17 protein-coding genes and 8 tRNA genes are annotated in these 18,295 nt (G+C 53.9%); 18 read left to right on the forward strand and 7 right to left on the reverse strand.

The annotated features are described in order from the left end of the window. Window positions 1-36 precede the first annotated feature (36 nt). From ABE504_RS31775 to ABE504_RS31810, 8 genes are all read left to right on the forward strand, one after another. Window positions 37-108, forward strand: a tRNA-Glu gene (locus ABE504_RS31775). A gap of 14 nt (window positions 109-122) precedes the next feature. Continuing rightward, window positions 123-195 (forward strand) — tRNA-Val (locus tag ABE504_RS31780). A 10-nt stretch (window positions 196-205) separates the two neighbouring features. After that, window positions 206-282: transfer RNA gene (locus ABE504_RS31785), tRNA-Asp, on the forward strand. A 16-nt stretch (window positions 283-298) separates the two neighbouring features. Beyond that, window positions 299-374 (forward strand) — tRNA-Phe (locus tag ABE504_RS31790). A 16-nt stretch (window positions 375-390) separates the two neighbouring features. Beyond that, window positions 391-466: transfer RNA gene (locus ABE504_RS31795), tRNA-Thr, on the forward strand. An 81-nt stretch (window positions 467-547) separates the two neighbouring features. Continuing rightward, window positions 548-620 (forward strand) — tRNA-His (locus tag ABE504_RS31800). Window positions 621-642: 22 nt separating this feature from the next. Beyond that, window positions 643-722, forward strand: a tRNA-Leu gene (locus ABE504_RS31805). Window positions 723-1,269: 547 nt separating this feature from the next. Further along, window positions 1,270-1,348, forward strand: a tRNA-Leu gene (locus ABE504_RS31810). 85 nt (window positions 1,349-1,433) lie between these two features. Here the strand turns inward: ABE504_RS31810 and ABE504_RS31815 are convergent. The 5 genes from ABE504_RS31815 to ABE504_RS31835 are packed head-to-tail and all read right to left on the reverse strand — an operon-like array spanning window position 1,434 to window position 5,662. Then, window positions 1,434-2,306 carry a creatininase family protein gene (locus ABE504_RS31815; protein WP_430096611.1) on the reverse strand — a complete coding sequence of 291 codons (873 nt, stop codon included), beginning with the start codon at window positions 2,304-2,306 and terminating at the stop codon, window positions 1,434-1,436. Beyond that, entirely contained in the window at window positions 2,284-3,267 is a 984-nt protein-coding gene (locus tag ABE504_RS31820; RefSeq protein WP_430096612.1) for an aldo/keto reductase, read from the reverse strand. The genes ABE504_RS31815 and ABE504_RS31820 overlap by 23 nt, the downstream gene beginning before the upstream one ends. Window positions 3,268-3,270: 3 nt before the next feature. Then, complete coding sequence (locus ABE504_RS31825) at window positions 3,271-4,221, reverse strand: hypothetical protein (protein WP_430096613.1); 951 nt, start codon at window positions 4,219-4,221, stop codon at window positions 3,271-3,273. 5 nt (window positions 4,222-4,226) lie between these two features. Next, the gene (locus ABE504_RS31830; RefSeq protein WP_430096615.1) at window positions 4,227-4,550 is read right to left on the reverse strand and encodes a MocE family 2Fe-2S type ferredoxin; all 324 of its coding nucleotides are present in this window, start codon (window positions 4,548-4,550) and stop codon (window positions 4,227-4,229) included. Next, window positions 4,550-5,662 carry a fatty acid desaturase family protein gene (locus tag ABE504_RS31835; RefSeq protein WP_430096617.1) on the reverse strand — a complete coding sequence of 371 codons (1,113 nt, stop codon included), beginning with the start codon at window positions 5,660-5,662 and terminating at the stop codon, window positions 4,550-4,552. Before ABE504_RS31835 ends, ABE504_RS31830 begins: the two co-directional genes overlap by 1 nt. A 164-nt stretch (window positions 5,663-5,826) precedes the next feature. Between ABE504_RS31835 and ABE504_RS31840 the strand changes: the two genes are divergently transcribed. From ABE504_RS31840 to ABE504_RS31855, 4 genes are all read left to right on the forward strand, one after another. Beyond that, on the forward strand, window positions 5,827-6,708 hold the full coding sequence (locus ABE504_RS31840; protein WP_430096618.1) for a helix-turn-helix domain-containing protein: 882 nt from the start codon (window positions 5,827-5,829) through the stop codon (window positions 6,706-6,708). A gap of 115 nt (window positions 6,709-6,823) precedes the next feature. Beyond that, a complete protein-coding gene (locus ABE504_RS31845; RefSeq protein ID WP_430096620.1) occupies window positions 6,824-7,555 on the forward strand; it encodes a phytanoyl-CoA dioxygenase family protein in 732 nt (243 codons plus the stop codon). Window positions 7,556-7,625: 70 nt separating this feature from the next. After that, the gene (locus ABE504_RS31850) at window positions 7,626-8,474 is read left to right on the forward strand and encodes a helix-turn-helix domain-containing protein (RefSeq protein ID WP_430096621.1); all 849 of its coding nucleotides are present in this window, start codon (window positions 7,626-7,628) and stop codon (window positions 8,472-8,474) included. Between the two features lie 33 nt (window positions 8,475-8,507). Continuing rightward, a complete protein-coding gene (locus ABE504_RS31855; protein ID WP_430096622.1) occupies window positions 8,508-9,449 on the forward strand; it encodes an NAD-dependent epimerase/dehydratase family protein in 942 nt (313 codons plus the stop codon). Between the two features lie 28 nt (window positions 9,450-9,477). Here the strand turns inward: ABE504_RS31855 and ABE504_RS31860 are convergent, their stop codons facing one another. Continuing rightward, window positions 9,478-10,362 carry a LysR family transcriptional regulator gene (locus ABE504_RS31860; protein ID WP_430096624.1) on the reverse strand — a complete coding sequence of 295 codons (885 nt, stop codon included), beginning with the start codon at window positions 10,360-10,362 and terminating at the stop codon, window positions 9,478-9,480. Window positions 10,363-10,475: 113 nt separating this feature from the next. Between ABE504_RS31860 and tkt the strand changes: the two genes are divergently transcribed. The 3 genes from tkt to ABE504_RS31875 all read left to right on the forward strand — a co-directional run bounded on the left by tkt (window position 10,476) and on the right by ABE504_RS31875 (window position 13,747). Beyond that, on the forward strand, window positions 10,476-12,503 hold the full coding sequence (gene tkt, locus ABE504_RS31865; RefSeq protein WP_430096626.1) for a transketolase: 2,028 nt from the start codon (window positions 10,476-10,478) through the stop codon (window positions 12,501-12,503). Window positions 12,504-12,537: 34 nt separating this feature from the next. Further along, window positions 12,538-13,194, forward strand: a complete 657-nt coding sequence (gene fsa, locus ABE504_RS31870) for a fructose-6-phosphate aldolase (RefSeq protein ID WP_430096627.1) — start codon at window positions 12,538-12,540, stop codon at window positions 13,192-13,194. A 61-nt stretch (window positions 13,195-13,255) separates the two neighbouring features. After that, window positions 13,256-13,747, forward strand: a complete 492-nt coding sequence (locus tag ABE504_RS31875; protein ID WP_430096629.1) for a YhcH/YjgK/YiaL family protein — start codon at window positions 13,256-13,258, stop codon at window positions 13,745-13,747. A gap of 483 nt (window positions 13,748-14,230) precedes the next feature. Here the strand turns inward: ABE504_RS31875 and ABE504_RS31880 are convergent, their stop codons facing one another. Further along, window positions 14,231-15,616, reverse strand: coding sequence for an MATE family efflux transporter (locus ABE504_RS31880; protein WP_430096631.1), 1,386 nt, complete (start codon window positions 15,614-15,616; stop codon window positions 14,231-14,233). Window positions 15,617-15,805: 189 nt separating this feature from the next. Between ABE504_RS31880 and ABE504_RS31885 the strand changes: the two genes are divergently transcribed. The 3 genes from ABE504_RS31885 to ABE504_RS31895 all read left to right on the forward strand — a co-directional run bounded on the left by ABE504_RS31885 (window position 15,806) and on the right by ABE504_RS31895 (window position 18,294). After that, complete coding sequence (locus ABE504_RS31885; RefSeq protein WP_430096633.1) at window positions 15,806-16,186, forward strand: ATPase; 381 nt, start codon at window positions 15,806-15,808, stop codon at window positions 16,184-16,186. A 135-nt stretch (window positions 16,187-16,321) separates the two neighbouring features. Beyond that, complete coding sequence (locus ABE504_RS31890; RefSeq protein WP_430096635.1) at window positions 16,322-16,897, forward strand: TetR/AcrR family transcriptional regulator; 576 nt, start codon at window positions 16,322-16,324, stop codon at window positions 16,895-16,897. A 125-nt stretch (window positions 16,898-17,022) separates the two neighbouring features. Then, a complete protein-coding gene (locus ABE504_RS31895; RefSeq protein WP_430096636.1) occupies window positions 17,023-18,294 on the forward strand; it encodes an HlyD family secretion protein in 1,272 nt (423 codons plus the stop codon). The last annotated feature ends 1 nt before the right edge of the window (window position 18,295 follow it).

Genomic DNA, 18,295 nt, shown 5'->3' on the forward strand with positions numbered 1-18,295 from the left:
AGAGTAGAACGTTGCCAAGCGGTATTTTGCTTTTATGGCCCGTTGGTCAAGTGGTTAAGACACCTCCCTTTCACGGAGGTAACAGGGGTTCGAGTCCCCTACGGGTCACTTTCATATCCTTTGAACGATTAGCTCAGCTGGGAGAGCACTACCTTGACAGGGTAGGGGTCGGCGGTTCGATCCCGTCATCGTTCATTTTATGTGTGGAGCCGTGGTGTAGAGGCCTAACATGCCTGCCTGTCACGCAGGAGACCGCGGGTTCGAATCCCGTCGGCTCCGCCATTATAATATCAAGTAAGGCTTTGTAGCTCAGTCGGTAGAGCAGAGGACTGAAAATCCTCGTGTCGGCGGTTCGATTCCGTCCAAAGCCACCATTTTTCAACTTAATAAGCCGTTGTAGCTCAACTGGTAGAGCAACTGACTTGTAATCAGTAGGTTGGGGGTTCAAGTCCTCTCGACGGCACCAGTATACCCAAAAAAGTGAAGATATGCTTTGTGGCAACACCGATTACTTTTTTGGGAGCCCGGAAACAAATAAAGAAACATGGCGATCGTGGCGAAGGGGTTAACGCACCGGTTTGTGGATCCGGCATTCGTGGGTTCAAGTCCCATCGGTCGCCCTCTTTTACAACTAAACAATGCGCGCGTATGGCGGAATTGGCAGACGCACTAGACTTAGGATCTAGCGGGTGACCGTGGGGGTTCAAGTCCCTCTACGCGCATCATAAACAAAAGGAACTCTTTAGATACTCTAAAGAGTTTTTATATATTTCCGGCACATTTGTTCCGCGGGAGATCAGATGCCCTACTTACCTGCAAAATGTACCGGTAATTTCCTCAAAAAAGGCCCAAAACCCTCAAACTCATGTAAAACCTACAACAAAATTACGCCATCAAGCGCCTTTTCCTTGAATATCGGGGAACAAATGGAGAATTACCTGTATGAAATACAGGATTCCTCCCGAGATCCCGCTATTTTCCTGAATTTGATGTACAAAATACAACTTTACCTGAAAATGAAGCCCTTCCATACACGCTACAACTTTGCGGCATGTTCCCGCTCAAGCAGTTTGCGATTGTTAAAGCTAGAGCAGCAAGTGGATCGAACCGAGGCACTGTACACCAAAATCGAGCCAACCGCCAAAGTATGCGTAGAGGAGCGCTTTTCTGCCTTTACTGAGAGCTTTAAAGGTACTTGCCATCCAGCCCAGAAAAAAAGTTTGCAATTGGCGAAAAAACCTGATATATTATCACTTGTCGCTAAAACAAGCCGGCGTGGCGGAATGGCAGACGCGCTCGACTCAAAATCGAGTGGGAAACCGTGGAGGTTCGAGTCCTCTCGCCGGTATCACAAAAACAAAGTGGTCGAACATGGAATTTTCCTTGTTCGACCACTTTTTTGTTACCTGCTAACATAGCGGAACGAGAGTTCGCTATATCTCCGCCCACCGCGAGCCCGCACGCGCGGATCGCTGCCCTGGCCGGAGCTGGACCGTCGTCCAGCTCTCGCGCACCCCAAGCAAGCGCTGCCAGACGGCATCCGCTTGCGGCAGCGACACCGGCGGCGGCTCCGCTAGCCCCGCCGCCCCAGCCCGCAGCGCAGCCGCTTCGCGCTGCAGCGCGGCCAAGCAGGCGAGCATGATCCGCTCGCCAAGTTCCGGCGACGCCGCCTCGGCATCCGCCCCGGCGGCGAGCCGGCCGCCCGAGCCCGGCGCTGCTTCCAGTGCGCGCCGGGATAAATCCACCAGCTCCGGCCGCAGGTACAGGAGCTGAGAAATCTCATATTGACCGGCATGATCCCCGGTAAATTGGTCTTCCACGAGCTCGGGGTCGCACACGACCCACACCCGAGCCGGCGTGATCTCCATGAAAAGCGCAGCCGCTTTTCGCAGGTCCTCCTGATTGCCGCCGCCGTGACCGGTGACGACGACAATCGCCTTGAAGCCTGTGTTCACGAACGCCCGCAGCTGATACAGAAAGAACTGCAGCACCACATGCGGCGGCATGCTCGTCATATGCGGATTCTCCTCGCCCACGACCTCCTCCAGCCAGGGGGCGTGGTAGCCGGTCTCATGGATGTGGTAGCCGAGCGAAGGCGCGACGATCCCCCCGACCGTACGAGCGGCCTCCTGGCACAGCCACTCGGCTTTGATCGTATCCAGCCCGAAGGCGCTGAACTGGCCATGCGGCTCGCAGAGGCCGAGAGGCAGGTAGACGATCGGGCAGTCGGCCAGCCTTCTTTTAAACTCCGCAGGAAACAGCTCCGCCCACAGGACGGATTCGTTATAGCCAGAATTTGGTGTCATAGAAATTACGCACCCATCTGTGATATTTGTAGATCTCTTGGAAGATTTCGTCCGGCAGCGGCGCTTTGTCCAGAGCAGCAATGTTCTGATTGGCGTAAGCCGGGATGTGCATGGAGACAAGCGCCGTCGTAACAGCCGGGTGGTGCAGGACAAATTTCAGTGCAAGCTCTGCCAGATTGTCCGCATAAGCCGGAACGAATTGGCGAAGCTTATCGACCCGTTCTATGTACATGCGGCGGGGGACGTAGTCGAAATACGTTTTGCGGTAATCGGTGTCAGTGAACTGCGTATCCTCGGTCAGAAACCCGGTCAGTCCGCCTTCATCCATGACACAGCGTGCCAGAAACGCGACGTTATGCTGTTCGCAGAACGGTATCAGGCAATCGAGCGGAAGCGGGTCGAAAATATTAAATACGGACTGCACAGCATCGATTTTACCGCTTTGCACGATGGATAGCGCGATGTCGTGGCGCTGGTCTGGAATTGAGATGCCGATGTAGCGAATCTTGCCTTCCTCTTTTAAACGCAGCAGCTCTTCCATCCAGTAATCTTTCTGATCCCACTGCGGCCAGTATTGGTGCAGTTGCATCAGGTCGATGACGTCGACGCCCAGCTCTTTCAAAGACTGTTCGGTGCTTTCGCGCAGCCAACCTTGCGGATAGGCCGATTCAACCGGGATGTGCGTACCCCAGCCGATATTCCCCGGACCGAGCGACTTCACCTTGGACGCCAAAAAAGGCTTCTCGCCCTTCCACTCGCGCAGTGCCTTGCCCAGAATTCGCTCAGAATCGCCGTAGGCTCTAGCGGTATCAATAAAATTTACACCCTGTTCAAGGGAGTTCAATACGCTGCGAATAAGCTCGCCCTCATCGTGGGTGCCGAAGGAACCGCCAAGCCCCATAGCCCCGAAGCCTAGCCGGGATACTTGATCCATTTCGGATCGAAATGCGTTATATTGCATCGTTCATTCTCCTTTGTATGGATGTATGGATATGTCGAAGCTCCATTGATTGCGGCCGTATGGCGCAACGCTCGCAACTTTATTCATCACCTTGGCGATATACACATCGTCCAGATAGCCGGTTGCGGGCTCGAGCGCGAAGGTGTAGTCTCCGTTAAAAGCGCCGTAATTCGCCCACACCGCCAAATAAGGCACCTCATCCGGGTCAAACGCGTACCACAACGCTTCGCCAGACGCCGGGTCAACTACACCGGCCTTTCCTTCCACGAGCGCCCCTTCGAACCAATACTTCTCCGCATGCCCGCAGGCAGGCTCTTCCATGAAGGATAAATCTACCGTTGCTGATCCCCGCTGCACAATCGGATAGGCGGAACGTCCGTATGCGTCATCCGTCAACCGATCCCGATGCGAATACTGATATTGCACCGTATCTAGACCAGCTGGAACAAAGACCTTCATCCCGGGCTCGATCGACAAGAGATTATGCGCACACCACAGATACGAAAAAGCAAAAGGCGTCGGGTTCTGCACCTCATACCTCGTACAAAGCCGGCTTGACTGCAACGTGTAGGTTTTGCTCAGCACATAAGGAACTTTCACCCCATGCACCCACATGCGTAGCTGATCGCCCTCTATCGCATACGACCAAGGGAGCGACCACACTTCGCCGTGATCCGGATATTCGGTGCCTCTCCACGGCTCATCCGGGCAGGGACAGGCTAGAATTGTCGGGAACATTTCGTCCCAGCCTCCGCGGTCGCCGTCATCCCAGTTCATGCCATAGCGAAGCGGTTCAAGCGGCACATCCGTCTGAAACACCCACTCTTTACCCGTAACACGGCTGATAAAAGAAACCACTTTGCCGCCCCGGCCGGGAACAACCTCGACGCGAAGCTCGGCAGATTCTCCCACGACGCTGGGGACGCCGCGATACATCGATTCGCGCCATTGCATCTCTGTCACGCCTCCAGCTTGATCCATACTTTGCCGTTTTCAACCTTGACTGGATACGTCGTCAGAAGCTTGCAGGCGGGCTTCTTCTTCGGTTCCCCTGTCATATAGTTGAAGCGTCCGTTATGCTTCGGGCATTCAATGACATCACCCATGACGAGGCCGTCAGCCAGATGGATTTTTTCGTGGGTGCAAAACCCGTCCGTCGCAAAAAACTCACTTTTCTCGGAGCGATAAATCGCAAAGGTTCGGTTGCCAAAATCGAAGCGGATCACATCCTCCGCGTCAATATCCTCTGTTTCGCAAGCTTCAATCCATTCTTGTGTTGGCATTATTGGGCCCTCCCTAGTTGTTCAGCTTCCTCAGCGGCAGCAGGTGTTGGTCTGTATTTGTATGGCTGTGCGGTCGCCGGAAGCTTCCGCTTAATCGTGTAGCTCGGGTCTGTCTTTTGGCGCAGCAATGCATGGGTCGTTTCTTTGACCGCTTCCCAGACACTGCGATTGGCCGGCGGAAAGTCCGGCTTCAGCTCCTCGTGGAGCTTAGGTAGCGCATGGTACGGCACCATGGGAAACATGTGATGCTCAATGTGGTAGTTCATATTCCAGTACAGGAATCGGAAAACAGGGTTCATATAGATCGTGCGCGAATTAAGCCGGTGATCCAGCACATCCTCATGCAGGCCAAGGTGCTGGAGCAAACCGAACGTCAGCATCAGCGGCGAGCCATAGAAGGATGGGAGCACGACGAACATCGCAGGCAGGATGCTCCCTGTGTAGATACACAAGCCGATGACGGTCAGGAAGATCAGCATATAGACCCGGGACTCCCAGAATGTCTTGCGGAACTCCGACTCCGGCAGGTAGGTGCGCTGCTCGGCGTCGACGATACCGAAGCAATGGAAGAACATCCGCTTCATATCTTTCGGGCCACCGTACAGGTGGAAAAACTCCATCAGGATAATGCGCCATACCGGCGGGCGTGGCTGGGCAATCTCGGGATCCAGGCCGACGATGTACGTGTCCGTATGATGCCGAGTGTGACTCCAGCGCCAAGGCGTGGCAGGCCGGAGCACCAGGAAGGAGGCGAACTGATAGATAACCTCGTTCATCCATGGTGTCTTAAAGGCGGTGCCGTGTCCGCACTCATGCCAACGCGAATCGCCGGGTGAGACGTAGAGGATGCCGTAGATGAAAAACGCAGGCAGCGCCCACCATGTCCCCCAGGAGAAGTAAGCGAGAACACCGGTTCCAACCAGCAGGAACAACCAGATCAGCGTATCCCGGATAGCAGGGCCGTTTCGCCGCTGCATCAGCTCCTTTAGCCGTTTTCTGGGGATCGGGCTCGTATACCACTCCGCAGAGGCGAGCCCTCTTTCCATGGCCCGTTCTCGTTCCGAGCCGATTAGCGAATAATCTCTGTTCTGGCGTGCTGCAGCGCCGCTCATGCACATCTCTCCTTTGACTTGACAACGTTTCCAACAAGTTTATATACCCTCATTATAGGGAGATCTTCATACCCTGTATTTAGACCAAATCCGTAAAGTAGTTGCCAAAATCGTGTTCATTTAAAACGGGCTGCTGTACAATGGTGGAAAAGGAGCTGATGGTGATGACGCAGAAACCGCTCTTCTCGCTAAGTCCCGGCGATACGCTCAGCGAGCTGCGCGATACGTATTTTCCGCCTTATATTACGTTGGCGCATACCTTTAATGCCCCGGCAGGATGGGGGATCAGCCATCGCGTGCTCAAGCAGTTTCAACTGCAATACGTGTTGAGCGGCTGCGCGCAGTACACGATTGAAGGGAAATCTTTTTTAACGAAAAAAGGGGATCTGCTGTTTCATCGGCCGGGGGAACGTCACAGTGTGTCGACAATTCCAGGCGAGCCTTACGTCTGCTTGTCCCTCGTTTTTCATTTCGGCCAAAGTGCGTTTCCGCTGGATGAGCTGCTGCCTGGGGCGAACGATTTAGGCAACTTTGCCGGCCATGAAGTCGAGCGTAAGCTGACCTCGCTGGTCATAAACTACCGGCAGCCTGGGCTCGTGCATCAACTGCAAGCGCAGACCTTGCTGATGGAGCTGCTGCTGATGTTCAACCGGCTGGCGGGCGAGCGCAGCGTGCAGGAGGCTTCGGCGGCGCAGCGGAACAATTTTACCCGGCTGGTGCTGGCGAAGAATCATATCATCGAGCATTTCGCCGAGGAGCTGATGATCAAAGACCTGGAGGCGATCACCGGCTTCAGCGGCGACTATCTCATCGTGCAGTTCAAGAAAACGTTCGGCATGACGCCGATTCAATATCAGATTCATTTGCGGGTGGAAAAAGCGAAGGAGCTGGCGGTGCACGAAGGGCTGACGCCAAGCGAGGTTGCGCAGCGCGTCGGGTATCGGGACATTCATACGTTCGGGAAAATGTTCAAGAAGAAAACAGGCACCAGTTTGAGCCAGTTCTGTGCGACACTGTTTACGGAGGATTGGGACCCGGAAACGTAACTTGTTACAGGTACCTGATAATAAGCTAACTTTTGCTGAGTATATGTAAAGCTGTGATGGCGTGTGTGGTATATGATGATATCAGTAAGACAACACACGTACAGGAGGCATTACAATGAGCAAATTAACCAAAGAAGAAGTAGCGTTTTACAAGGAGAACGGATACTTACTGTATGATAAGCAGCTGTTTTCGGAAGATAAGTTGGCGGAGCTGACCAATATTTTTGAAGAGCAATTGCAGCAAAAAGGCAGCAAGCTGTCTGACGAGTTGGATACGCCGCATTTCCGTGAAGAGCGCTTGCTTAACTTTCTGCTGTCGGATGAGGTGTTGGATGTTGTCGAGCCATTGATCGGGCCGAACATCGGTCTGTGGTCCAGCCATTTTATTTGCAAGGATCCATTCGTCGGACGGAGAACGCCATGGCATGAGGATTCCGCCTACTGGAAAGGCCGCGTAAGCAATTTTGACAATATTATCACGGTCTGGCTTGCGATTGATGACAGTACCCGCGAAAACGGCTGCATGCAGGTCATTCCGGGGACGCACCGCAACGGTTTTTCGGAATATGAGAACGTAGACGGCGCCAAAAACTTATTCTCCACGCAAATTAAAAACATGGACACGTCGAAGGCCGTTCCATTTGAACTGAAACGCGGCACATGCTCCCTGCACGATTCCCGCATCATTCACGGCGCGGAACCGAATACAAGTCCTAACCGCCGCTGCGGCTATACGATGCGGTACTTCTCAACGGACACGAAGATATATGAAGAGAAAAATCCGAATTTCAAAGTATGGCTTGCGCGGGGTAAGGATTTGGCTGGCAACAGCTACGCGAATCGATAGGCGAATGAATGCTTGGCAAGCGACATGTGGTATAATGGTAATTATTTAGATATGTGAGGGGGCGCAGCCGATGAAACGACAGCCGGAAAGGCTTACCAACGCACAGTTTATCGCGCCTGCGGCCTCCTTCGGGATATATCTTCAGCATGTTAATGTGCATTACAGCCTGCACTGGCATGAATTTTATGAGCTTTGTTTCGTTCTTCAGGGCAGTGGCCGCAATGTAGTCAACGGGACGGAGTATGCGCTGGAGCGGGGGAGCCTGTTCTTGCTGACGCCCGCTGATTTTCATGAGATTTTTCCTTTGCCGAACGAGCCGATGGTACTGTACAATTTTGTGTTTTCCGGTGAACTATTGGAGGAAGCGCTGCTCAGCTTGATGTTTCAGCAAATGGCGCTCTATATGGCCGACATGAAGGAGCAATTTGCGGAAATTGAAGCCGAGTTCAAGCTTATTGCAAAAGAGGAGAAATACGCGGAGCCAGGTCATCGCAGAATGATTCAAGGTGCGTTGGAACGCATTCTGATGTATTTGTACCGGGCGTATGGGAAACAGCATCAAGCGGGTAATGCTTCCAAAGAAATGGGAGCTCTCCATGAAGCCATTCAGCGGTCACTGGTGTATATTCATCACCATTTTCGCGAACCGCTTCGCTTGGAAGATGCGGCCCGTGAGGCAGGATTGTCGCCGAATTACTTCAGTCAGTCGTTCAGGGAGCTGACGGGAACGCCGTTTCAGACGTATTTGCAGCATTTGCGGCTCACCTTTGCCAAGTCGCTGCTGGCGGCGGCTGATTTTCCGGTGACAGACATATGCTATGCGTCCGGATTTAATACACTGACACATTTTGAACGGGCATTTAAAACGAAATTCGGCCGATCGCCGAGACATTTCCGCAAGGGAATTGAAGATGCTTAACGAGGCTTGGAACAGAAAGCAGTCGAAGGAGGAGTGAAATTGTCTGTAATCGTGACAGGAGGCGCTGGATTTATTGGCTCGCACCTTGTGGATGCGCTGGTTTCGCAGGGCCGTCAGGTGCACATCCTGGACAATCTGTCAACGGGCCATCTTCGCAATGTGAATCCTAAAGCTGTGTTCCATCAGGGAGATTTGCTTGCCGGCGGTTTGCACCAAGTGTTTCGTGAAGTCAAGCCGGAGTTTGTATTTCATCATGCGGCCCAAGTCGATGTACAAGCTTCTCTCGCAGCCCCGCAACAGGATGCGCAGACGAACATTGCCGGGACGGTCGCTGTGCTGGAAGCATGCCGGCTGTTCGGCGTTCGGAAAATCATTTACGCTTCTTCTGCGGCTGTCTATGGTTCCCCGCTTTACTTACCTGTCGACGAGGGGCATGCGATTCGCCCGTTGTCGTTTTATGGTATTTCGAAATATACGCCGGAACTTTATCTGGAGAGCTACGCCGCTCTGTATGGGCTGGATTTTACGATACTCCGCTATGCCAATGTGTATGGAGACCGCCAAAGCTCACAGGGCGAAGGTGGCGTCGTTTCCCAGTTTGTCGGCAAGCTGCTTCTCGGAGAACGTCCCGTGATTTACGGCGATGGGGAGCAGACGCGGGATTTTGTTTATGTCAAAGATATTGTAGGCGCCAACTTGGCCGCGATGACAAGGGGAAGCAGGGGCGTGTATAACATCGGCATGAACCAGCAGACCAGCGTGAACGAGCTGCTGACGGAGATGTGCGCGATCAGCGGCGTACCATTTGAACCGCGATATGCATCGGCTCGGGAGGGCGACGTACTGCATAGCCGATTGAGCAATGCCGCAGCGATGAACGACTTGGAGTGGCAGCCGGCCTACACACTCCGCAGCGGGCTTGAAGCGACGATCGCGTACTATCGTACTCAGCGGGAGCAGCGGATATTGCGATGATCTAGGTTAGGGAATCAAGCCGGACTCATCAGCGATTCCGTTCAAGCTCGTCAACGAATGCGGTTGCGGCCATCGATAGCGGCATATTTTTGAGCGTGATAATGCCGATCTTGGTTGGAGGAATATGCGCGTCGAGATTGACTTCGTACAAGCTGCCTTCGGCCAATTCTTTGGCGACGAATTCTCTTGTGACAAACGAAACGCCGAAGCCGATTTTGGCAAATTCAATGAGTAGATCCACACTGCCGAGCTCGATTTCCGGCTCCAGCACGAGGTCGTTGTCGTGAAACAAGCGCGTGATGAAATTGTGGGAAAAGCTGTTGCGTGAGAACAGGATAATGGGATACGTCTTCAGCTTCGCAAGCGTGACTTTGTTCATCGACAGCTCCCTGTATTTTGGGCCGGTGACAAAGATGTCCTGAATCGTAATACCTTCCCGCACCTGGAGCTGTTCGTCTTCTATAGGCAGCCGGACGATGCCGATGTCGATTTTACCTTCTTTTAACTGCTTCACGATTTCCGGGGTTGTGCCGTGAACGAGATGAATTTGGACGTGCGGATGCTGGACATGAAACGTTTCAAGAAATGGCAGCAAATAATGCTTGCAGAGCGAGTCGCTGCCGCCGATTTTGATTTCGCCGCTGGACAGCGTGCGCAGTTCTTGGAGCTTTTCTTCCGCCATGGAAATGAAGTTGTAGGCCTGTTCGATATATGAGTAGAGGACGCTGCCTTCCTTCGTCAGTTCAACGCCTTTGGACGTGCGGCTGAAGAGAATCATGCCGAGCTGCTCTTCCAGTACTTTAATAGAATGCGAGACGCTGGGCTGTGTAATATACAGCTCTTTTGCTGCTTTCGAAATACTGCCGGATTTGGCTGTCAGATAAAAAACTTTATACAATTCAAAGTTGACCATATAGACCACCTCTATACCATGTATTGAAACTATCAATTATTTCAATGTTCCATCCCCTTATATAATAAGGAGTATAGACAGAAATAACAACCATATGGATGGAGGTTCTTCACGTGAACGGTACGACGGTAGGAATTGAGCAATTAAGCATTAATGCGATTAGAACGCTTACAATCGATGCGGTAGAAAAAGCGCAAATGGGGCACCCGGGGATGCCGATGGGGGCGGCGCCGATGGCGTACGCGCTGTGGACGCGTCATTTGAAGCACAATCCGGCGGATGCACAGTGGGTGGATCGCGACCGTTTCGTGCTGTCGGCAGGGCACGGTTCGATGCTCTTGTACAGCTTGCTGCACCTGAGCGGCTACGGACTGACAATTGACGACATCAAGGAGTTTCGTCAATGGGGCAGCTTGACACCGGGCCATCCGGAGTATGGCCACACGGTCGGCGTCGAAGCGACGACAGGTCCGCTTGGGCAAGGCTTTGCGATGGCGGTTGGCATGGCGATGGCGGAAGCGCATCAAGCATCGGTGTACAACAAGCCGGGCTTTGATGTTGTGGATCACTACACGTACACGATCTGCGGCGACGGGGATCTGATGGAAGGCGTGTCCGCGGAAGCGGCATCGCTCGCAGGCCACTTGCAGCTCGGCAAGCTGATCGTGCTTTACGATTCCAACGACATTTCCCTCGACGGCGAGCTGAACATGTCGTTCTCGGAGAGCGTTAAGCAGCGCATCGAGTCGTACGGCTGGCAGTATTTGCGCGTGGACGATCAGCATGACGTGAACGCGGTTGCGGATGCGATTGCAGCGGCGAAAGCGGATGGAAAGCGTCCGACGCTGATCGAAGTGAAAACGACGATCGGCTACGGTTCCCCGAACAAAGCCGGCAAAGGCGGCCACGGCGGCACGCACGGCTCGCCGCTGGGCAAAGACGAGCTGCGCTTGACGAAGGAAGCGCTCGGGTGGCCATTGGAGCCGGACTTCTATGTGCCGGCTGAGGTTTACGAGCACTTCGCGCAGCACAAGGAAGCGGGCGCGGCGAAGCAAGCAAGCTGGGAGCAGCTGTGGCAGGGCTACCAGGCGGCTTATCCAGAGTTGGCGAAGCAGTTCGAGATCGCCAGCCGCGGCGAGCTGCCGGCAGACTGGAACGCCGATCTGCCTCGCTATACCCCGGAAAGCGGCGCGATCTCGACGCGCACCGCGTCCGGTAAAGCGATTAACGGCCTGGCGAAGCGCGTGCCTCATTTTGTCGGCGGTTCGGCAGACCTGGCCAGCTCGAACATGACGATGATTAACGATGCGGGTGCTTTCAGCGCATCGGATTACAGCGGCCGCAACTTCTGGTTCGGCGTGCGGGAATTTGCCATGGGCGCAGCGCTGAACGGCATGCTGCTGCACGGCGGCGTGCGCGCATTCGGCGGCACGTTCCTCGTGTTCAGCGACTATCTGCGCGGCGCGATTCGTCTGTCGGCGCTGATGAAGCAGCCGGTGGCGTACGTCTTCACGCACGACAGCATCGCGGTCGGCGAAGACGGCCCGACGCACCAGCCGATCGAGCAAATCCCATCCCTGCGGATGATTCCGGATTTGACGTTGTTCCGTCCGGCGGACGCGAACGAAACGATCGCAGCCTGGTCGTACGCGGTTCAGGCGAAAGAAGGTCCATTCGTCTTCGCCCTCTCCCGTCAAAACTTGCCGGTGTTGCCGGGCACGGATACGCTTGCTTTTGACCATATCCATCAAGGCGCTTACGTGCTGTCAGATGTGGAAGGCGGGGCTGCGGCAGACGTGCAGTTGATTGCAACCGGCTCTGAAGTGAGCCTGGCACTTGACGTGAAGAAGCAGCTCCTGCAAGATGGAATTAAGGCGCGCGTCATTTCCATGCCGAGCCGCGAATTGTTCGAAGCGCAGCCGGAAGCGGTGCGAAACAGTATCGTGTCGCCGGATGTACGCCGCAACGTCGTTATCGAGATGGCTTACCCGGCAGGTTGGGAAGACATTACAGGCGGCGAAGGCTTCGTCGTCGGCATCCGCAAGTTCGGAGCGTCGGCCAAAGCGGACCGCGTGATCCGTGAGTATGGTTTCAGCGCAGAAGCAATCGTAGGACAAATCAAGACGAAGTATTTCCAATAATACCCCAATAGGGAGAAAAGGCAGGGATACGTTCATGAAATTGTTTATCGACACGGCCAATGTAGAAGAAATTCGAAAAGCTCACGCACTAGGGGTCGTCGCAGGTGTGACGACTAACCCTTCCTTGATTGCCAAAGAAGGCAGAGACTTTTTTGAAACGGTTAAGGAAATCATCTCCATCGTCGGCGACGTGCCGATCAGCGCGGAAGTCGTTTCTTTGAAAGCAGACGAAATGGTCGAGCAAGGTAAAAAGCTCGCGGCGCTCAGCCCGAACGTGGTGATCAAGCTGCCAATGACGCTCGATGGCTTGCAAGCAACCAGCCAGTTCAGAGCGCTCGGCATTCCGACCAACGTGACGCTGATCTTCTCCTCGACGCAAGCGTTGCTGGCGGCTCGTGCGGGCGCAACGTTCGTATCCCCGTTCATCGGTCGTTTGGATGATATCAACCAAATCGGGATGAATTTGATTAAAGAAATCTCCCAAATGTTCCAAGTGCACGGCATTAAATCCGAAATCATCGCAGCGAGCGTGCGTCACTCGGCACACGTCATCGAAGCGGCGCTGGCCGGTTCCCATATTGCGACAGTTCCATATAAAGTGATAGAATCGATGAGTAAGCATCCTCTGACAGATGCCGGAATTGAAAAATTCCTTGCAGACTGGGAAGGCGCTAATCAGAAATCATTCTAATGATAGGTTGAAAAGACTCGCTCTCGTGGCGAGTCTTTTTGCGAAAAGGAGCTGCTGGGCGATGATTATTAGCGATTTAACTCATTTTGAGCGGGAGCGGGTTCTGTGGCCGGCTGCCGTTGTGCGTGGGATCGAGTACATCTTGGAGCGCCGCCTTGGCGAGTGTGAGCCGGGGCGCTACGATCTGGAAGGCGATAACGGCCATCTCATGTATGCCAATGTACAGGAAGCGCAGACGCGTCCGAAAGCGGAGCAATTGGCGGAATCGCATCAAGTGTACACCGACATCCAGTTCCTCGTGAGCGGGGAGGAGCGTCTGTGCTTCTACAAGCTGCACGAAGGCGCCAAAGTCATCGACGATAAATTCGAGACGCATGATGTTGCTTTTTATGAAAATGAGGGGACGCCGGAGACGGACATTTACCTGGGGCCAGGCATGTTCGCCGTGTGCCTCCCGTCGGACATTCACCGGCCGAACTGCGTAGTCACGGAGAGCTGTGTGAACAAGAAGATTGTGGTGAAAATCCACAAGGATTTGCTGAAATTGGGGTAAAAAGTGGAGTAAGAGGGTCTGGCCCCTTCTAATTCGCCCACATTGCCTAATTTCGCGGAGCTAAGCAGGCCTGAACCCTCTTAATAGTCGCTGCCGAGCCGATTTTACTCGAAATAGCGGGAGTTAAGAGGGGCTGGCCCTCTCTAGTTCGATGGAGTTGCCTGATTTCGTGGAGCTAACAGGGTTTGGCCCCTCTTATCGGTCGTCGCAGAGCCGATTTCGCCGAAACGAGTCATAAATAAGTGTGTTTGTCATCCAGAAAATCCAGATACTTGCCTACCTGCCGCCTCAGCATCATCACACAACAGCTAACCGAGCCCATCCTCCTAACTAACAAGTTTCTCGATCTAACTCTCTCCTCCTCATCTCTCACGCTATCTTGACCAATCAAAAAGACTGCCCCACTGTCACTTGCGTGACCAGAGACAGCCTTATTACTTTATACGTTAACCTAGTATTACCACTCGTGTCAGCCTACCGACTTCAAGCCGGCCTCTTCACCATCCGCGCCTGCTTCCACTTGCCGAACTGGTAGTAGAGCAGATTCAGCGTAGCCGCGACGGAGAACGATACGGGGAAGCTCCACCAGATTACGTCGAAGCCGTACGAATGCGACAGCACGGTCGCCAGCGGAATCCGCACCAGCAGCAGGGCGATGAACGCGACGAGCAGCGGGAACATGACAGCTCCAGCCGACCGCACGACCCCGCCGATCACATTGAAAATGCCAAAAATAATAAACGACCACAACGTGAGGTTGTTAATATGCACGCCGATGCCAATGGCTTTTCCTTCCGGCGGAAGGAAGAACGACACGACCTCGCGGTTAAAGATCAGCAGCACAGCCACGATCAGGCCGGTCATCCCGATGTTCACCGCCACGCCGGTCCAGGTGATGCGGTTCACGCGGTTCCACTTATCGGCGCCGATATTTTGCGCGGCCATGGACGTAACCGCACCGCCGATCGCCATGGCCGGCAGCTGCACATAGCCGGAGATCTGCATCGCCACGCCGAACGCGGCGGTCGATTCGGCCCCATAGCCGTTCACGAGATGAACGAGCAGCAAGTTGCTGACGGACACCACGACCATGTTGAGGCCCATTGGCAGCCCTTTTTGGATCAGCGTCCGGATGATGCCCCAGTTAATGCGCAGCAGGGGCAAATCCGCGCGCGTGATGCGCAGGAAATATTTTTTCCGGTATAGATAGGCCACCAGCAGCCCCAAACTGATCAACTGCGCGAAAAACGTCGCCACCGCGGAGCCGGCAATCCCCATTTTAGGAAAAGGCCCCATGCCTTGAATCAGCAGCGGGTTCAAAGCCACATCAAGCACGGCGGATAATAGCAAAAAGTAGAAGGGCGTTTTCGCATCCCCCGACCCCCGCAAAATAGCCATGATCAGGTTGTAGCCGAACGTAAATGGAATCCCCGCAAAAATAATCCGCGTATACGTCATCGCAAATTCCTTCACGTCCGGCGGTGTGCTCATCCAGTCCAGAATAGTCGAACAGAAGATTAGCCCGAACAGCGCCAGCAGCACCGACAACGTGAAGAAAAAGATTGTGCTCGTGCCGACCACCTTTTTCGCTTCCTGCACGCGGCCTCCACCGATATGCTGACCGATAAGAATGACTGCGGCCATGGCAATCCCGAAGATGGAACTCGTCAGAAAAAACATAATAATATTGGCATTCGACGTCGCAGCCAGCGCAACTTCGCCAAGATAATTACCGATCCAGATCGCATTGATCGATCCGTTCAGCGACTGCAGGACGTTCCCCAGCAAGATCGGCAGGGAGAACAGGATTAGCGTTTTCGTAATCGGGCCCTCCGTTAAGTTCGGTCGGGCTTTTTTCTCTCGTTGCATGTATGCCTCCTATAAGCCGTTTGTCGTACATGTCTTTCTTCTACTATATCATTTTTTGGAATTATTCTAAAAGAATCGCATAACGCACTCTTTCGATTGGACACAATCTAGTTTTTTTAGTACGATATTCATATAGAAAGTTAACAAAATTAAACATGGTGAGGATGGACCGCGTAAGGGGGAGACGGAATGCTTCGACTGGGACAGAAAGTGATTTTTGTTGAGGACTGTTTAGAGCAAAATCTGCCGATCGGCGGATATGGATATATTATCGCGTATGATCGCAACAACGATAACGTTTTTGATTATGTTGTTCGTTCGCCCAAAGACAACAAGCACTATTATGTGCCTGCATCGGATATTGAGCTGGAAGAAGTGCTGCTCCGTGAAGAAGCGGAACGCGTTGAGAAGGAAGCGCTGATCGATTATGCGCTCAAAACGAAGAATGCGGAGCTGTTCCAGTGGATTATGACCGGGGAGAGCCCAGCCGAGCAAGCGCAAGAACGGGAGAAAGAAGTGCAGTCCCGGGAGGATTTTATTAAGCAAATCGGGTTGAAAGCCTGGATTTAAACGAATATCGCCGATGCGTCGATCTTATACAAGGTCGGCGCATTTTTTTGTTGCGCAATGCAGAAAATGGTGGTAAATTAGTTTTCATCGAATACAGAACTAAAATAGTATTATAGTTCTGAAGATGAACGGAGGATGCGAATGGACGCTAAAAAAGCATTGATCTTGGATTCAGCAAAGAAATCTTTTGCCCTATTCGGCTACAAGGCCACGACGATGGATCATATCGCCAAGATTGCCGCAGTCGGCAAGGCGACGATTTATTCGTTTTTCACCAATAAAGAGGACCTGCTGCGCGAAATCGTGCAGGGTATCATTGCGGAAATGCGGAAGGCCGCTGATGAAGCGATCGGGAAGGGGACGACGTCCTCCGAGAGAATCCACGAGGCGCTGTATGCAATTCTAATTTTCCGTAAGGAGCATGAGCTGCTCATTCAGCTTTCGCATGAGGCGCAGCAGTTCGGCAACCCGATCACGGCGGAGGTGCTGGGCAGCATCGAGACGGAGGTCGTGAACTATATCAGCGAGCATATCGAGCGGGGGATTGCGGCCGGCACGATGAAGGCGTGCGATCCGAAGCTGACGGCTTTTCTCATTTTGAAGCTGTACGTGGCACTCGTATTCGACTGGGAGAGGCAGAACGAGCCGCTTAGTAATGAACGCGTACTGGAGCTGCTGCAGCTGTATTTCGGTAACTTTTTGCAGGTGTAATCTAGAGAGGACATAGCAATAAGGATAGTCTCGAAGCAGTTCTATGTCCTCTATAAAACGCCCCCTCGTTCCTGCGAGAATGATGGATTCGGTTATTTTGGAACAAATTTTGGAGGGATTTTTTTATGAAGTTTATTCGACCGATGGTTTATTCTGTGATGGCGGTTGTCATCGGCACAAGCGCTTTTCTACTCACAACGGGGCGGGCAACGAGCCAGACGGATGTGGCCAATCAAGTTCACCCCACGGCCTATATTGAAAAAAATGAAGTCAGCGCCTCCTTCAAGGTCGGCGGACGCATCACCGAAATCCTTGTCAAGGAAGGCGACACGGTAACCAAAGGGCAAGTGCTGGCTCGCCTGCAAAGCACGGAGATCGAGGCAAAGGTTGCGCAGGCCAAAGCGGCGGTGCTGCTCGCGCAAGGCAAAATCGCCGAAGCCCAAGGCGCGACGGCGACAGCCGAGGCGAAGAAGCAGCAAGGCATCGCTGGGGTGACCGTGACGGCGGATACCGCCGAGCAGCAGGTTGCGCAGGCGCAAGCTGCTGTGGCGGCGGCGCAGGCGAAGGTCGATGCGCTGCGCGCCGGCGCGCGGCCGGAGGAGAAGAAGCAAGCGGAGATTCAAGTGCAAGCGGCTAGCGATGTGTTCGCGATTGCCGAGCAGAACCTGAATCGGATGAACGCCATGCTCGAGCAAGGACTCGTCTCGCAGGCGGACGTGGACAAAGTCAAAGTCAGCTACGAAGAGGCGAAGACGAAGCGGGATTTGGCGCAGCAGCAGCTGAGCATGGCGAATCAAGGGCCGCGCGAGGAAGAAGTGCGCGGAGCGGAAGCACTGCTCGCGCAAGCGCAGGCGGCGCTGAAGCTGGCCGAGGCGAACCGCGGGACGGTGGCGGTACGCGAAGGCGACGTCGCTGCGGCGGATGCCGCCGTGCAGCAGGCGAAGGGCGCGATCCAATCTGCGCAGTCCGGCGAGCAGCAGGCGAAGGCGGCGCAGCTTGAGGCGGAGACGTACCTCAGCTACACAGAATTGACGGCGCCAAGCGACGGTTTGATCCTCTCCCAGTCCGCACAGCCGGGTGAGTTGGTCGGCTCCGGCTTCCCAGTGTTCTCGATGGAGCCGACATCGACGACGTGGGCGAAGTTTTATTTGCCTGAAACGGCGATTGCGGGCCTCAAAGTCGGCAGTACAATCAACATGACGCTGGTCGCAACCGGCGAGAAAGTCGTCGGCAACGTGAAATCAATCGCGGCAGCACCGGATTTTGCCGTGAAAAAAGCGACCCAGACTGCGGGTGAAACCGATATTCGCTCGTTCGGGATCAAGGTTGAGCTTCAAGCGCTGCCCGAGTCGGCTTCGACCGGCATGACCTTGCAGTGGAACGGCACAGAAGGGTGAT

Source organism: Paenibacillus oryzisoli, from assembly GCF_050467285.1.
Taxonomy (GTDB): Bacteria; Bacillota; Bacilli; order Paenibacillales; family NBRC-103111; genus Paenibacillus_E; species Paenibacillus_E oryzisoli_A.

Coding starts and splice junctions, on each gene's coding strand:
- ABE504_RS31815 (WP_430096611.1), bottom strand. CDS start 2,306: ATGACACCAAATTCTGGCTATAACGAATCCGTCCTGTGGGCGGAGCTG.
- ABE504_RS31820 (WP_430096612.1), bottom strand. CDS start 3,267: ATGCAATATAACGCATTTCGATCCGAAATGGATCAAGTATCCCGGCTA.
- ABE504_RS31825 (WP_430096613.1), bottom strand. CDS start 4,221: ATGCAATGGCGCGAATCGATGTATCGCGGCGTCCCCAGCGTCGTGGGA.
- ABE504_RS31830 (WP_430096615.1), bottom strand. CDS start 4,550: ATGCCAACACAAGAATGGATTGAAGCTTGCGAAACAGAGGATATTGAC.
- ABE504_RS31835 (WP_430096617.1), bottom strand. CDS start 5,662: ATGAGCGGCGCTGCAGCACGCCAGAACAGAGATTATTCGCTAATCGGC.
- ABE504_RS31840 (WP_430096618.1), top strand. CDS start 5,827: ATGACGCAGAAACCGCTCTTCTCGCTAAGTCCCGGCGATACGCTCAGC.
- ABE504_RS31845 (WP_430096620.1), top strand. CDS start 6,824: ATGAGCAAATTAACCAAAGAAGAAGTAGCGTTTTACAAGGAGAACGGA.
- ABE504_RS31850 (WP_430096621.1), top strand. CDS start 7,626: ATGAAACGACAGCCGGAAAGGCTTACCAACGCACAGTTTATCGCGCCT.
- ABE504_RS31860 (WP_430096624.1), bottom strand. CDS start 10,362: ATGGTCAACTTTGAATTGTATAAAGTTTTTTATCTGACAGCCAAATCC.
- fsa (WP_430096627.1), top strand. CDS start 12,538: ATGAAATTGTTTATCGACACGGCCAATGTAGAAGAAATTCGAAAAGCT.
- ABE504_RS31875 (WP_430096629.1), top strand. CDS start 13,256: ATGATTATTAGCGATTTAACTCATTTTGAGCGGGAGCGGGTTCTGTGG.
- ABE504_RS31880 (WP_430096631.1), bottom strand. CDS start 15,616: ATGCAACGAGAGAAAAAAGCCCGACCGAACTTAACGGAGGGCCCGATT.
- ABE504_RS31885 (WP_430096633.1), top strand. CDS start 15,806: ATGCTTCGACTGGGACAGAAAGTGATTTTTGTTGAGGACTGTTTAGAG.
- ABE504_RS31890 (WP_430096635.1), top strand. CDS start 16,322: ATGCGAATGGACGCTAAAAAAGCATTGATCTTGGATTCAGCAAAGAAA.
- ABE504_RS31895 (WP_430096636.1), top strand. CDS start 17,023: ATGAAGTTTATTCGACCGATGGTTTATTCTGTGATGGCGGTTGTCATC.